Genomic DNA, 14624 nt, shown 5'->3' with positions numbered 1-14624 from the left:
TCTCGACGGTAGGCGTCAGCTCCGGTGGATCACCAAGGGTTTTCCGGGGAGGACCGTGGCGTCTACCGGGTGCGGAGTGCTGTCGAGGTGGACGGCTCGGAGCGTCAGCCGGCCGGCGTGGCAGGTCAGGGTGAGGGTGTCGGCGGTGCTCGTCGCCACGCCCCAGCCGGTGGCCGCGACGAAGGGGAGTTGCCAGTGGTCGTCGGTGCGGGCGACGTCCAGGGGTGCGAACGTGACGCTGCCGGACAGGGCGTCGTACCGGAAGCCGGCGAGGGCTTCGAGGACGGTCCAGCCGGCGGCGTTGCGGATGTAGTGGTCGCCGCACTCGATCGGGTTGAAGGGGTTGCGCCGGCTGCCGTCGTACCGGTCCCAGAGGCCCTGGAGGATCTGGAAGCCCTCGTCGACGAGTCCTTCGTAGAGACAGTGCGCGGCCACCTGGTACTCCGAGCCCGTCCACACCTCGTCGCAGTACCGGGTCGGGACGTCCGGGCGACCGCCGTGCGGCCAGGTGCACATCAGCAGCCCGGTGTCGTTGCCATCAGCAAACACTCGGTACGGGTGGTCGAACCCCTCGAAGCCGACCCGGAGGTTGTGCCGTACGACGTTGCGCAGCGCCGTCTTCACGTGGTCGGCCGGGAGCACGTAGCCGAGGTCCAGCTGGTGGGCCCACCACTGGCCGATCAGCTGGTCGGCGAGGCAGCCGTCACCCCACTGGAAGTCGCGGGTCTCCTCCGGCGCGAGGACCTGCCGGTAGTACTCGCCGGTGAACAGGAGCTCGTCGTACGCCTTGCTGCCCGCCTCGAACAGCACGCGGTAGTCCTTGCCGTCCTCACCGAGCAGCAGCGCCATCTCCTCGGCGGCTCGCAGTGCGGCCAGCCAGAGCGTGCCCATGAACGTGTTGACGCCACACAGGTCGATGTCGTGCGTACTGGGCTGGATGCCGCGCAGTACGCCGGTCGCCGACGGATCCCACTTGTCCCGGATGTGCGTGAGCAGTCGCTCGACGTTCGGCCAGCGGTGCCGCAACCACTCGAGTCCCGCACCCTGCCGGACCTCACGGTAGGTCTTGAGTACGGCGCCGAGCATGCCGTCGAGCGCGGGCTCCTCCGGGCCGCCGATCACCACGTCCCACAGCTGCCGGTGGTATGTCGGCGCGATCACCCGGTGCGGGATGTACCCCTCGGGCGCCTGCATCACGTCGTACTCGGTGTCCCGCATGTTCCGCTCCAGCGAGGGAAAGAGCCGGGAGAGCGTCTGCTCGTAGTTCCACACGTGCGTGCAGTTGAGCGGGCAGGAGCCGCCGTACCGGCCGCCCCACATGCCGGTGGACGCGCCGAGCACGCCTTCGAACCCCAGCACGGTGTCGTCGGCGGTCTGGAAGACGGTCGGGCTGCGTACGTCGGCAACCAGCGCAGCGAGCCGTGATCCGGCCTCACCGGGCAGACTGCTCTGCTCGAACGCATCCGCCCAGGCTGCCGTGCCGGACTCCAGGTCTGACCAGGTGGAGATGAACGAGTCCGTCACCGCGACGGCATCCGGCGTACGGCGGGTGTAGGCGTTGCCGAGCCAGAAGCGGCTGTGACCGTAGTCGCGCCGCGGACCGAACTGCTGAAAGTCGACATATCGGTTCGGGAAGTGCCACGCGATCAGGAACCGCTGCTGCACGGTCTCGCCCGGCTGCAGGCGGAAGGGGGCGGCCAGCGCGCCGTTCCACGTCGTCCCGTGCGCGCTGGGACCGTCGGCCGAGTACGGCCGGCGGGTCGGGCGGCCGGCCAGATAGGTGACGAACTGCTCCGGCGTCGACCACTGCGGATAGCTCAAGGCGGCAGTGCTCTCGGTCGAGAGCACCAGTTGCCCGGCGCCCGGGTGATCCAAAGCGAGAGCAGTGTTCTCCATGATGAGCGACGTCCACTGGTCGGACTGCCGCACTCGGTTCGTGTTGCCGCCGTACAGACAGCAGGAGACGCCGTCGATCGGGGTCACGCCGTCCCAGCCGACGGAGTTCTGCAGGGCGCCGGCGAGCAGACCGTGCAGCGGGAAGTCACCGGTGTTGCGCAAGGTGAAGGTGAACGCAACGACCGGCTGCGAGCTCGCGACCGCGTCCGTCGGCACCAGCGGGTTGAACACCTCCATGCTCACGTCCAACGGCAGGTCGGTGTCGTAGTCCACCCGGGCGCGCGGATAGGTTGCCGACACAGTGGCCGAGCCGACCGGATGCAGCAGTTGGTGCAGCCGCCGCTCGCTCTCCGGTACGACATCGTCGGTCACCAGCGGAGTGTGCGTCGGCTGCCGCAACGGGCCCTGGAGCAGGCGGATGTCGTCCAGCGGTGGCTCCACCTGGGACAGCCGGAGCGCGAAGAAGCTGTCCGGTACGAAGGCCTCGTGGTTGCCGATGTTGTGCAGCTGCCACTGCCGCAACGCACCGTTGCCGGCCAGGGCGACAGTGCCGGTCCCCAGTCCGCCGAGCGGTAGTGCGAAGTGCGTCAGCTTGTCACCGCTGTAGTGCATGGTTCTCCGTCCGGTAGACAGTCCAGGTACCGGCCGAGGCGAACAGCGCCACCGGACCGGGTGCGAGCAACAGCAACGAGGCAGTGACCGACGTGCCGAGCAGCAGCGCGACGACGCCCAGCGCAACGATCCCCAGCGGTACGGCAGGTGCGCGAGCGACCAACGCCAGCGACGTGAACCACAGCGCCCGCCCACGCAGTCCGGCTGTCACCCGCAGACTGAACGCACAGCAGGCGGCCAGCACGGCCAGTACCGCCGCACACCCACTGACCGCCATCGGCAGCAGGAACAGCGGACCGCTGTAGAGACTCCAGTTGAGCAAGGCGAGCGCGCCGACGACCGCAGGCACGACGGCGACCTCCACACCGGCCGGGCCGTAGCGTCGAACATTGCGCAGCATCAGCAACACCCCACCACGGCCGTCACGCACGACAGAGTCGGTCGTCGCCACCAGGCCGGCCCACACCGGACCGACCAGCAACGCACTCAGCAACACGCTGCCCGGTGAGACGCCAGGCATCAACAGCACGACGACTGCGGACGCCGTACAGGTCAGGACTCCGGCTGCCGCGAGCAGCGGCAGCTCGTGCCACAACGCACGCAAGGCCGCGGGAAGGTGGTCTGTCATGCGCGCAGTCCGGTGGAGGCGATCGAGGCGATGAACGAGCGCTGGAAGATCAGGAAGAGGACGAGGATCGGCAGAACGACCAGGGTGATCGCCGCGAACAGGACGACCGCCGGGCCACCGCCCATCGCGCCCTGCAAGGACACCAGCCCCACCGGCAGCGTCATCTTCTCCGGTGACGACAGGAAGATGTACGGCCAGAAGAAGTTGTTCCAGGACGCCTCGAAGACGAAGATCCCGAGCGCGGTCAGGCCCGGCCGGGCCAGCGGCAGGATCACCCGGAACAGGATCCAGAAGTGCCCGGCGCCGTCCATGATCGCCGCCTCGTCCAGCTCCCGCGGGATCGACGCGATGTACTGCCGCAGGAAGAAGATCCCGAACACGTTCACCAGCGCCGGCAGCCAGATCGCCACCGTGGTGTCGACCAGGTCCAGCCACCGCATCAGGATGAACACCGGTACGACGGTCAGCTGCACCGGCACGACGAGCGCGGCCAGCAGCACCGAGAAGATCTGGTCCCGTCCGGGGAAGCGCAACCGCGAGAACGCGTACGCCGCCAGCGCACTCGTCAGCAACGCGCCGGCGGTCGTGATCACCGCGATCTGCAGACTGTTCCAGGCCATCTGGGCGAACGGGATCAGGTCCGGCACCTGCCGGAAGTTCTCCAGGCTCGGCGGCCGCGGGATCCACCGCGGCGGCAACTGGAACGCGTCGATCGGCTCCGACAGCGCGGTCACGATCAGCCAGACCAGCGGCGCGATCATCAGTAGTCCGCCGGCCACGAGCACCAGGTCGATCAGCCGGCCGCGCCACCGGTACGCCCCGCCGGTCACTGGTGCACCCACCGGCGACTGAGGCGGAACTGCAGGCCGGTGACCAGCATGATCACCACGAACAGCACCAGCGAGAGGGTGGCGGCGTACCCGACCTCGAAGGACTGGAAGCCCTTCTCGTAGGTGTACATCACGATGCTCCGGGTCGCGCCGTCCGGGCCGCCCTGGGTCATGATCACCATCGGGTCGAAGATCTGGAACGCGCCGATGAACGTGATCACGGTGGCGAAGAAGATCGTCGGCGACATCACCGGGAGGGTGACGCTCCAGAACCGCCACCACGCGTTCGCGCCGTCCACACGGGCGGCCTCGTGCAACTGGGCCGGCACCGTCTGCAGGCCGGCGAGCAGGATGATGAAGGTGTAGCCGATGGTGTGCCACCAGTCGACCACGATCAGCGTCGGCAGCGCCCAGGTCGGTGAGGCCAGCCAGTTCGTGGTCGACGAGAGGTAGAAGTTCGCCAGCCCGAAGGCCGGGTCCAGCACGTACTTCCAGATCAGCGCGACGGCGGCCCACGAGATCAGGAAGGGGAAGAAGAAGGCGGTCCGGACGAAGTACTTCGTCCCGCGCGTCATCGTCCGGTGGACGCCGAGCGCGAGCAGCATGCCGAACCCGATGTGGGTGACCACCGACGAGATCGCGAACACGAACGTGTTGACCACCGCGCGGATCGTCGCGCTGTCGCTCACCAGCTGCCGGAAGTTGTCCAGCCCGGCGAACTCCGGCGGGCTGAGCAAGTCCCAGTGGAACAGGCTCAGCCCGAACGCGGCGACCAGCGGACCGGCGACGAAGACCAGGAAGAGCAGGACCGCGGGACTGATGAACAGGTAGCCCGGCAACCAGTCCCGCCGCTGCGTGGCCGTCGCCTGCTGCACCCGGGCCCGCTCGGCCACGGCGGTCGCCAAGTCAGACCAGCCCCTCGAGCGCGGTCTGCGCCTTGCCGAGCGCGTCGCCCGGGGACGCGTTGCCGGTGAGCACCTGCTTCCAGCCGTCCTCGACGGCCTTCTGGACAGCGGCGCCCTTGTCCGGCGACGGGATCGGCGTCGCGTAGCTGAGCGCCTGGTACAGGTACTCGGTGCCCTTCGGCGCGTCGGTCAGGAACGACTCGCTGTTCGCGATCGACTTGCGGGCCGGCACGATGGTGCCGCCGAGCTGGGCGAAGAACGAGGACCCTTCCTTCGAGATCAGGAACTTGATGAAGGTCCAGGCGTCGTCCTTCTTCTTCGACGCCTTTATGATCGGGTAGCCGTTCCAGCCGACCGGCGAGCCCTGCTCCGCCTTGGCCGGCCAGGGCACGATGCCCATCTTCGCGGTCGCCTTCAGGTTCCGGATGCTGATGATCGGCCACCGGCCGCCGCCGAACATCGCCAGCTTGCCCTGCGCGGCCGCGGTGGTCGCGTCGAACGTGCCGCCGGGTGGCGGCGACAGCTTGTCCGCGACCAGCTTCCGGTTGAACTCGGCCGCCTCGATCACCTTCGGGTCGTCGTACGTCGGCGTCGACCAGTCGTCGCTGAAGCTGCTGGTGCCGTTCGTCAGCAGCCAGGGCATGATCGCGGCGAAGTACTCCGGGCCGGCCGCGTAGCCGAACGCCCCGGTCTTCGCCTTGATCTGCTCGCACGCGGACCGGAAGTCGTCCCAGGTCCAGGTCGCCTTCGGCTCCGGTACGCCGGCCTTCGCGAACAGCTCCTTCGAGTACCACATGCACATCGTGTTGAACTCGCCCGGCAGGTAGTACGTCTTGCCGTCGGTGGAGCTGTACTTCTTGTTCCACTCGATCAGGTTCGGGTCCATGTCGGCGTAGTACTCGTCGATCGTCGCCTTGTCCTTGGCGATGTAGTCGTCGAGCGGCGCGAGCAGGCCCTTCGACGCGAACAGCCGCTGTCCCTCGGTGGCCACCTGGATCACGTCCGGCACCTGGCCGCCGGCCAGCCGGGTGGACAGCTTGTTGAAGAAGTCGCCCCAGTTCGACAGCGGGATGCCCTCGGCCTTGAGCTTGATGTCCGGGTGCTGCTCGCCGAACTTGGCGAACAGCTTGTTCCAGGTGGCCTGCTGCTCGGCCGTGCCCATGTAGACGAACGACAGCTCCTTCGTCGACGAGCCGCCGCCGCTGTCGTCACCCCCACCGCATCCGGCCAGCGCCCCGGCGAGCGCCGTACCGCCCGCTGCCTGCAGAAACGTTCGACGGCTGAGCAGGGACATCAGCGGACCTCCAACGTGGGAAATCGATTTCTCGTCACCTTACGCCCGCAGGCCGAAACCGTGTCAAGGGCGCGGACCCCTAGGGGTAGAGGAAGATCCACCCCGCCGGTGGGGCTGACGCTCCTGCCTCGCGGGCGTCCGCTGCCGAGGATCGGGACATGACCACGATGACCGCGCGGCCGGACGCCGTACCGACTCTTCCGCCCAGACCCGCCCGGCTGCACCGGCCCCTGGTCGCGGTGTCGATCGGCCTGGCCGTGATGACGCTGATCGGGATCGGCGGAGCGCTGCTCGACGACCGGGTGCTGATCGGGCACCCGATCTGGATGAAGCCGCTGAAGTTCGCCATCAGCCTGGGGATCTACTGCGTCACGCTGGCCTGGATGCTGTCGCTGCAGACGAAGGCCCGGCGGCTCGGCTGGTGGATGGGGACGGTCGTCGCGGCCGGCGTCGCGGCCGAGATGGTCCTGATCGCCGGACAGGTCGTGGTCCGCGGGCGGCAGTTGCACTTCAACGTCTCGACCGCGACCGACCAACTGATCCACAACGTCATGGCGACCACGATCTACCTGGTTTGGGCCGCCGTACTCGTGATCGCGATCCAGTTGCTGTTCGACAAGCCGGGAGACCGGGCGCTGCGCTGGAGCATCCGGCTGGCCCTCGGTACGACGCTCGCCGGCATGCTGCTCGGCAACCTGATGTTCCGGTCGACGCCGGCCCAGGAACGCGAGGCCGCCGAGGCCGGGAAGCAACTGCACTTCGGGTCGCACTCGGTCGGCGTCGAGGACGGCGGCGGCGGTCTGCCGGTCACCGGCTGGAGCACGACGGGCGGCGACCTGAGGATCGGTCACTTCCTCGGCGTCCACGCCCTGCAGGCGATCCCGTTGCTTGCCTTGGGCCTCGTTCTGCTCGCGCGCCGCTTCCCGGCTCTGCGTCCGGAGGGTCCCCGGACCGCGCTGGTGGCCGTCGGCGCGGCGTCGTACGCCGGTCTGATCTGGCTGGTCACCTGGCAGGCCCAGCGGGGCGAATCGATCGTCCACCCAGGCGGAGCGACACTCACAGCAACCGGACTGTGGCTGGGTGCAACCGTTCTGCTGTCGCTCCTAGTACTCTTCCGCACACGAAGGACAACCCTCGTCTCCACGCCAATCCGGTGATTTCCCTTCCCCGGGGCCCCCGCCAGGCTTAGGGTCACCCCCGGGACGGGTCGTGGAGGGCGATCCGCGCACACAACTCCATGGAGCGTTTGTGACCACATCACGCAGAGGGCGGGGGCTCCTGGCAGCCACCGCCGTCTCCGCCGCCACTGTGCTGGTCGTGACCGCCGCCGGCGGTGCCACGGCCGCGCAGACCGCCGGCCCGGACCAGGGCAAGGCGGCCCAGGGCGAGCACCTCGGGGGGCGGGAGCAGAAGGGCAACTACGACGCCCGGACCCCCAGCGCCAAGACGACGTACGCCCGGGCCGCGAAGGTGGCCGGCAAGGAGACCGCCGCGTCGGAGAAGTTCCGCAACTCGCTCGGCACCCAGGGTGTCGTCGAGGTGGACCCGAACACCGGCACGCCCGCCCAGGTGACCAAGCTGGACGGCTTCCTGACCGGCAAGAGCGCGAAGAAGGCGCAGGACATCGCGCTGGCCTACGTGAAGGCGCACCCCGAGGTCTTCAAGCTCTCGGCCGACGACCTGGCCACGCTGAAGCTGCGCAAGGACTACGTCGACGACCTCGGCACCCACCACATCTTCTGGACCCAGGTGGTCGACGGCATCGAGGTGTTCGGCAACGGCCTGAAGGCCAACGTCACCAAGAACGGCCAGCTGATCTCGGTCATGGGCTCGCCGGTCGCCGGCCTCACCGCCCAGGCCCAGGGCCGGTCCGCCGCGGCCGCGCCGAAGCTGACCGCGGCGGCCGCTCGCAGCGCCGCCGCCGAGGACATCGGCGGGACGGCGAAGTCCGCGACCGCGAAGACCACCGGCGCCGAGACCAAGTTCAGCAACGGCGACGTCGTCAAGCAGGTGTGGTTCCACACCGCCGACGGGCTGCGCAAGGGCTGGATGACGTACGTCAACACCGGCGGCACGAAGATCTACACGCACGTGATCGACGCCCAGACCGGCGGCCTGCTCTACCGCCGGAACCTGTCCAGCGACGGTGTCGGCGACGCGCTCGTCCAGGACAACTACCCGGGCGCCGCCAAGGGCGGGACGCAGCGGGTCGAGAACCTGATCTACAACAAGTGGCTGCCGAAGAACGCCAAGACCCTGCTCGAGGGTACGTCGGTCGCCGCCTGGGCGGACGTGAACGACAACAACCAGCCGGACGCCGGCGAGACGGTCAAGGTGCCCGGCACCCGGACCACGGCGGAGTACAAGCTGACGCCGTTCACCGCGCCGGGATCGCTGTGCTCGGCGACGTTCGTCTGCTCCTGGGACCCGGCCAAGCCGGACTCCTGGAAGACCAACGTGAACCAGGACGTCACCAACGGCTTCTACCTGGCCAGCAACTTCCACGACTGGCTGGCCAAGCCGCCGATCAGCTTCACCCCGGCGGCCGGCTCGTTCGACGCCGCGGGCGGCGACCCGGTCCTGCTGAACGCGCTGGACGGCGCGGCCACCGCCGCCAACGGCGGACCGGACGCGAACCACGTCAACAACGCGAACATGAACACCCCGCCGGACGGCATCCCGCCGACCATGCAGATGTACCTGTTCGGTACGCCGGGCGACACCACCACCGTGGCGACCAGCTCGTCCAACGCGGCCGACATCCTGTACCACGAGTACGGCCACGGTCTGTCGAACCGCCTGGTCGTCGACGCGACCGGCAACTCGACGCTGAACAGCATCCAGGCCGGCGCGATGGGTGAGGCGTGGAGCGACTTCTACGCGCTCGACTACCTGGTCTCGCACGGCTTGGAGAAGGACACCACCGCGCCGGGCGAGATCCTCGAGGGCAAGTACGTCACCGGTGGCGGCTCGATCCGTACCCAGGCCATCGACTGCCGGGTCCGGGCCAAGGCCGCGGCCTGTGTCGCCGCCGACGGCTCGCAGGGCGGCTACACCTACGGCGACTTCCCGACCATCGGCGGCGCCCCCCAGGTGCACGCCTCGGGTGAGGTCTGGGCGCAGACGCTGTGGGACCTGCGGGAGCGGTTCGGCCGCAGCTACGCGGTCAGCATCATCACCCGCGCGATGGAGCTGGCGCCGAACGACCCGACCATGCTCGACATGCGCAACGCGGTCGTGCAGGCCGACCTGGTCGCCAGCGGCGGCAAGAACGCCGACATCATCTGGACCGTGTTCGCCAACCGCGGCATGGGCTGGTACGCCGGTGTCGTCGACGGCGGGGACGCGTTCCCGGCGGAGGACTTCCACAAGCCGCCGACGGGCGCGACCACCACGCTGACCGGCACGGTGAAGGACAAGGACACCGGTGCTCCGGTGGCCGGTGCGCTGGTCTACGTCGGCGGTCACGCCTCCGGTTTCGCCGGCGACTACGCCGACGCCACCGACGCGAACGGCACGTTCACCATCACCGGTGTTGCCCCGGGCACCTACCCGAAGGTCGTCGTGTCCGCTCCGGGCTACGAGCTGATCGTCCAGCCGGTCACGGTCAAGGCCGGGGCCACCGCCAACTTCGAGCCGCGCCGCAACTGGGCGGCGTCGTCCGGCGGCGGTTCGGTGGTCGACTTCAACGGGCCGGACTACAGCCCGCAGTGCGGTCCGGACTACGCCATCGACAACGCGCAGGGCACCGGCTGGGGCAGCACCACCGGTGACGACAACGCGACGCCGACCAACCAGATGATCCCGAAGCACATCGACATCAAGCTTCCGGAGACGGTCGACATCAGCGCGTTCAACGTCGACCCGTCGAACACCTGTGGTGACCCGGGCAGCTCGTCGACCGGTCAGTACCGGATCGAGACCTCGGCCGACGGCACCACCTGGGCGACCGCGGCGGAAGGCACCTTCACCGCGGAGAACCGGGGCAAGTACAACCTGGTCAACGCGTCCGGCAACGCGACCGGGATCCAGTACGTGCGGTTCTGGATGCTCAGCCCGCAGGTGCCCGACTTCGCCACGAACTGCCCCGACGGCGCCTTCGGCGGCTGCCAGTTCACCGACATGACCGAACTCCAGGTCTTCGGCACCAAGTAGACGCAGTACTCCCGCGAAGGCCGGCCGAGCACCCAGCTCGGCCGGCCTTCCGCATGCTGGACAGCGGTCGGAAAGTGTACTGAGTTAGTCTAGTTTCGCGGGGTGAAGCTTTCCCGGAGGTGCCGCGACCGAGCCGCGTTCGATCAGGGTCGGCGCGACGGTGGTACGGCGGACGCGGCGGTTGGTGTCGACCGCGGACGTGACCCGGGCGACGACGTCGTTCACCAGGTCCTCGAGCGGCCAGTGGAAGGTGGACAGCGGCGGCGTGAGCAGCTGGGACATCGGCTGGTCGTCGTACCCGAGCAGGGACAGGTCGTCCGGGACGCGGAGGCCGAGCTCGCGACTGGCGGCGTACACCCCGAAGGCCATCGAGTCGGCGAGCGCCAGGATGCCGGTCGGGCGCGAGGGGCCGCTGAGCAGGTCGCGGGCGACCTCGGTGGCGCCGGGCAGGTCGTGCGGACAGGTGACGATCCTGATCTTGAGCTTCAGCCCGGCCGCGACCCGCTGCGCGATCTCCTCGGCCGGGCGCTGGGCCTCGAAGCGGTGCGACGGGCTGAGTACGGCCACGGTCCGGTGGCCCGCGCCGGCCAGGGTGCGCAGCGCCGTACTGACGCCGGTCTCGTTGTCGAAGATCACGTCGGATTTCGCCTTCGCCCCCGCGAGGGCGTCGCCGATCGCGATCACCGGCGCCTGCTGGGCGATCCGGGCCCAGCCCTTCGCGGCCGGGTTGACCGGGATCACCACGATCGCGTCCGCGCGGTGGTCGACCAGGTGCTGGGCGAGCTCGAGCTGGCGGTCGGCGTCGCCGGCCGAGTCGATGATCAAGGCGTTCCGGTCCGGCGCCAGCAGCTCCCGGCCGAGCGCGGCCGCGAGCCGCTGCTGCCAGAGGTCCTCGAGGGAGGCGCACAGTACGCCGACCGAGCCGCTCCGGCCGGACGCGAGCGCGCGAGCGACCGGGTCGGCCTGGTAGCCGAGTCGCTCGGCCGCGTCCTGGACCCGCTGCCGGGTCTCCGGCGTCCCGTGCAGGCCACGCAGCGCGTAGGACACGGCCGCCATCGACAGGCCGGTCTCCGCGGCGATGTCCTTGAGGGTTGGCCTCCGGCCGTTTCCGGACATGTGGTGCACCCTAGCCCGTTGCACGGACACAAACTTGACAAGCGAGGTATTGAAGCGCTTCACTCTAGGCAGCTTGAAGCGCTTCAATCTGATCAGGTCCGGGAGGTGAAGCCGTGATCGACGTCCACCAGCACCTGTGGCCGGCGGAGTTCGTCGACCGGCTCCGGGCGCGCCGCACGCCGCCGTACCTCGACGGCTGGACGCTGCACACCGAGACCGAGGCGCCGTACGAGATCGATCCCGCGGCCCACGCCGTCGACAAGCGGGTCGCGCTGGAGCGGGACGCCGGGACGGCGCTGGCAGTGGTGTCGCTGTCGAGTCCGCTGGGGATCGAGCAGTTGGACGACGCGTCGTTGCTCGACGCCTGGCACGTCGGTGCCGCCGGGCTGCCGAGGCCGTTCAAGGCGTGGGCTTCGGTCAGTGTGGTCGATCCGGACGTTCGCGGCCTGGAAACCTTGCTGGGCAAGGGATTCGTCGGACTGCAGCTGCCTGCTCAGGTGCTCGGGACACCGGCCGGATGGAACGCGCACGGCGAGCTCCTCGCGACCGTCGAGCGGTTGAACAAGCCGGTCCTCGTCCACCCCGGCGCCGCCGTACCGGTCGACGAATCGCCCGGTTGGTGGGCGCCGGTCGTCGACTACTCGAGCCAGCTGCAGGCCGCGTGGTGGGCCTGGCACGCGTACGGCGGGCGCCGCGACTTCCCGCGGTTGCGGATCTGCTTCGTCGCCGCGGCCGGCCTCGCGCCTGTCCACCACGAACGGCTGACCGCGCGCGGCGGCCGGCTCGGCACCATCGACCCCAACCTGTACGTCGACACCTCGAGCTACGGCCCGCAGGGGATCGACGCGGTCGCGCGGATCCTCGGCATCGACCAGGTCGTGCACGGCACCGACCGGCCGTACGCCGGGATCACCGACCACCGCCAAGGCGCCGCCGCGACCGCGGTGATCCGCCACGACAACCCACACCGGCTCCTGCACGGGGCCGGGCAACCATCTCCTGAGAGGGGAGTGCAGTGACTGCCCAGCCCATCGACGTACCCGTCGTCCCGGCCCGCCAGGCCAGCCGGCTCGTGGAGCTCAACAACTGTGTGTCGCTGGACGACCTTCCGGGTCGCGACCTCGACCCGGCCGAGTTGTCCGAGCTCGCCGCGTCGATCGCCGCCCAGCCGCACCTGTGGGAGGACAAGGTCGCGTACAGCGACGAGGAGCGCGTCTTCGCCTCCCTGCACCGCGACGCCAACGTCGACGTCTGGCTGATCTGCTGGACCCCGGTCAACGACACCGGCTGGCACGACCACGACATCTCCTCCGGCGCGGTCGCGGTCGCCCGCGGCAAACTGGTCGAGCACAACCTCGCCATCGGCACCGAGTCCGTCGAGACCGTCGTCCAGGCCGGCGACGTCTACGGCTTCGGCCCCGAGCACATCCACCGCCTCACCGGCCTCGACAAAGGCAGCGTCACCGTCCACGCCTACAGCCCGCCCCTGTGGCGCATGGGCCAGTACTCCGTCAAGGAAGGCGTCCTCCGCCGAGTCTCCGTCTCCTACGCCGACGAACTCCGCCCCCTGGACTGACCAGCGGAGCTACACCGAGCGGAAGCCCTGGAAGGTGCGGGGTGGTTGGCGGGCTTCGGCCCAGCGCAGTCGCATCGCGTCGGACAGTTGGTCGAGCCAGCTGCTCAGGTTCGGGTAGACGGCTCGCATGCAGGCTGCTGCTGCGGTCAGTGTGTGGACGATCTGCGTACGGCGTCTCAGTGCCTCGGCCGGGGCCTGGTCGGATGACGCGATCAGGCGGAGGCGGGAGGCGCGGATGATGGCCCAGGCCGCGGAGCCGGTGGCCATCATCCCGTCGTGGGCCGGGTCGCCGGTGGCGGATCGGTAGGTGGCGTCGAGTTGGTTGAGGACCTGGTCGGGGATGGTGGCCCAGTAGCCGTAGTGCGGGAAGGGGAGGCGTAGGCAGGCGGCGTCCAGGCCGGGGTGACGGCGGCCTGCGCCTTCCAGGTCCACCAGGCGGGCTTCGCCGTTGCCCAGTACGACGTTGCCCGGGGTGAAATCGCCGTGCGTGAAGGCGGTCCGGCGTTGGAGATCGTCGGCCAGTCGGCGGAGCTCGACGTCGCCCGGTGGCGGGAAGTCGAGCTCGGCCGCGGCCTCGACGAGGGGCGGCCAGAGGTTCAGGGGCTGGTCGAGGAACTGGATCTCGTGAGCCGCCTCGAAGTCGGGGTCGACCGCGGTGTGCAGTTCGGCGGCGAGCCGGGCCATCGCGAGCAGGCCCTCGGTCGCCGCCTCCGGATCGTCGCCGAACAGCAACTGCTGGACGGTCGGGCCGGGGCCGAGATCAGACAGCACCAGCACCTGGTCGTACTCGTCGGTGCCGACACTGGTGGCCAGCAGTTTCGGTGCAAGGCCGGTGGGCTGGAGGTGTTCGAGCGCTCGGCGTTCGTTGCGCTGGAAGGCGTCGCCGGTTCCCCAGGCGAGGTTGTCCAGGCGGCGGCCCTTCACGATCACAGTGCGGCCGATGCCGTCGTACTCGCGGTCGAGGACGAGGCGGGCGACCGGGGCGAGGTTACTGCTGCCGAGGTCGGCACGGTCGACGACGCGGACTCCCAGGAGGCGTTCGACCGTTCGTTCCACTCGAGGGACCTTAGCTGCGCGGACGTGTCGCTTGGTTGTCGGTTCCTCATCGATGCGGGTCTGCGGTTGGCGGTTCGGGGTCGGCGGGGTAGACATGGTGGGGTATTGGCGCTCGGGGTGGGTCTGGGCGGAGTGGAGGGGATTCATCGATGGCGGAGCTTGCGATCGTGCCGTTGAATCCGGCGATCCTGCCGGCGGCGACGGGCAACTACACGCACGGGGTGCAGGTGGACGGCGCCCAGCGGATGGTGTTCGTCAGCGGTCAGGTGCCGTGGGGCAACGAGCACGGCCGGGTGCCGGAGAGTTTCGAGGCGCAGTGCCGGATGGTCTGGCGGAACGTGCTCGCGGTGCTCGGTGAGGCCGGGATGGGGGTGCTCAACCTGGTGAAGGTGACGACCTACCTGTCGGACCGGCAGTACCGCGCGCTCAACTCGAAGATCCGCGAGGAGGTCCTCGGCCAGCACGCACCCGCGCTCACCGTGATCATCTGCGACATCTACGCCGAGGAATGGCTGCTCGAGATCGAAGCGGTCGCGATGGCCTGAGGCCCCGGGCG

At 69.3% G+C, this 14624-nt stretch carries 12 protein-coding genes; 5 read left to right on the top strand and 7 right to left on the bottom strand.

Annotated features, from left to right (window positions below; translation table 11 throughout):
* Positions 1–15 precede the first annotated feature (15 nt).
* From ACQPYZ_RS34635 to ACQPYZ_RS34615, 5 genes are read right to left on the bottom strand one after another with little or no spacing between them, the layout of a single operon-like run.
* Positions 16–2508 carry a GH116 family glycosyl-hydrolase gene (locus ACQPYZ_RS34635; protein ID WP_433163450.1) on the bottom strand — a complete coding sequence of 831 codons (2493 nt, stop codon included), beginning with the start codon at positions 2506–2508 and terminating at the stop codon, positions 16–18.
* Positions 2492–3136, bottom strand: coding sequence for a hypothetical protein (locus tag ACQPYZ_RS34630; RefSeq protein ID WP_433163448.1), 645 nt, complete (start codon positions 3134–3136; stop codon positions 2492–2494). Before ACQPYZ_RS34630 ends, ACQPYZ_RS34635 begins: the two co-directional genes overlap by 17 nt.
* Entirely contained in the window at positions 3133–3966 is an 834-nt protein-coding gene (locus ACQPYZ_RS34625; protein ID WP_433163447.1) for a carbohydrate ABC transporter permease, read from the bottom strand. The genes ACQPYZ_RS34630 and ACQPYZ_RS34625 overlap by 4 nt, the downstream gene beginning before the upstream one ends.
* Positions 3963–4871, bottom strand: a complete 909-nt coding sequence (locus ACQPYZ_RS34620; RefSeq protein ID WP_433163445.1) for a carbohydrate ABC transporter permease — start codon at positions 4869–4871, stop codon at positions 3963–3965. The genes ACQPYZ_RS34625 and ACQPYZ_RS34620 overlap by 4 nt, the downstream gene beginning before the upstream one ends.
* 1 nt (position 4872) lies before the next feature.
* Positions 4873–6165, bottom strand: a complete 1293-nt coding sequence (locus ACQPYZ_RS34615) for an ABC transporter substrate-binding protein (protein WP_433163443.1) — start codon at positions 6163–6165, stop codon at positions 4873–4875.
* Positions 6166–6323: 158 nt separating this feature from the next.
* Between ACQPYZ_RS34615 and ACQPYZ_RS34610 the strand changes: the two genes are divergently transcribed.
* The gene (locus tag ACQPYZ_RS34610) at positions 6324–7322 is read left to right on the top strand and encodes a hypothetical protein (protein WP_433163441.1); all 999 of its coding nucleotides are present in this window, start codon (positions 6324–6326) and stop codon (positions 7320–7322) included.
* A 91-nt stretch (positions 7323–7413) separates the two neighbouring features.
* Positions 7414–10320, top strand: a complete 2907-nt coding sequence (locus tag ACQPYZ_RS34605; RefSeq protein ID WP_433163439.1) for a M36 family metallopeptidase — start codon at positions 7414–7416, stop codon at positions 10318–10320.
* Positions 10321–10404: 84 nt separating this feature from the next.
* On the opposite strand, the gene ACQPYZ_RS34600 is transcribed toward ACQPYZ_RS34605, so the two are convergent.
* Positions 10405–11436, bottom strand: a complete 1032-nt coding sequence (locus tag ACQPYZ_RS34600) for a LacI family DNA-binding transcriptional regulator (RefSeq protein ID WP_433163438.1) — start codon at positions 11434–11436, stop codon at positions 10405–10407.
* Positions 11437–11549: 113 nt separating this feature from the next.
* On the opposite strand from ACQPYZ_RS34600, the gene ACQPYZ_RS34595 reads away from it, so the two are divergent.
* Positions 11550–12455, top strand: coding sequence for an amidohydrolase family protein (locus ACQPYZ_RS34595; protein ID WP_433163436.1), 906 nt, complete (start codon positions 11550–11552; stop codon positions 12453–12455).
* Positions 12452–13012 (top strand): cysteine dioxygenase, encoded by a 561-nt coding sequence (locus tag ACQPYZ_RS34590; protein ID WP_433163434.1) that lies wholly within the window; start codon positions 12452–12454, stop codon positions 13010–13012. Before ACQPYZ_RS34595 ends, ACQPYZ_RS34590 begins: the two co-directional genes overlap by 4 nt.
* Positions 13013–13021: 9 nt before the next feature.
* On the opposite strand, the gene ACQPYZ_RS34585 is transcribed toward ACQPYZ_RS34590, so the two are convergent.
* On the bottom strand, positions 13022–14068 hold the full coding sequence (locus ACQPYZ_RS34585) for a phosphotransferase family protein (RefSeq protein ID WP_433163432.1): 1047 nt from the start codon (positions 14066–14068) through the stop codon (positions 13022–13024).
* Between the two features lie 149 nt (positions 14069–14217).
* Between ACQPYZ_RS34585 and ACQPYZ_RS34580 the strand changes: the two genes are divergently transcribed.
* The gene (locus ACQPYZ_RS34580) at positions 14218–14613 is read left to right on the top strand and encodes a RidA family protein (RefSeq protein WP_433163430.1); all 396 of its coding nucleotides are present in this window, start codon (positions 14218–14220) and stop codon (positions 14611–14613) included.
* The last annotated feature ends 11 nt before the right edge of the window (positions 14614–14624 follow it).

This window comes from Kribbella sp. CA-247076 (genome assembly GCF_050942445.1).
In the GTDB taxonomy this organism is placed as follows: domain Bacteria; phylum Actinomycetota; class Actinomycetes; order Propionibacteriales; family Kribbellaceae; genus Kribbella.
Note: the sequence above shows the minus strand (reverse complement) of the source record. Positions and strands in the feature narration are given on the sequence as shown.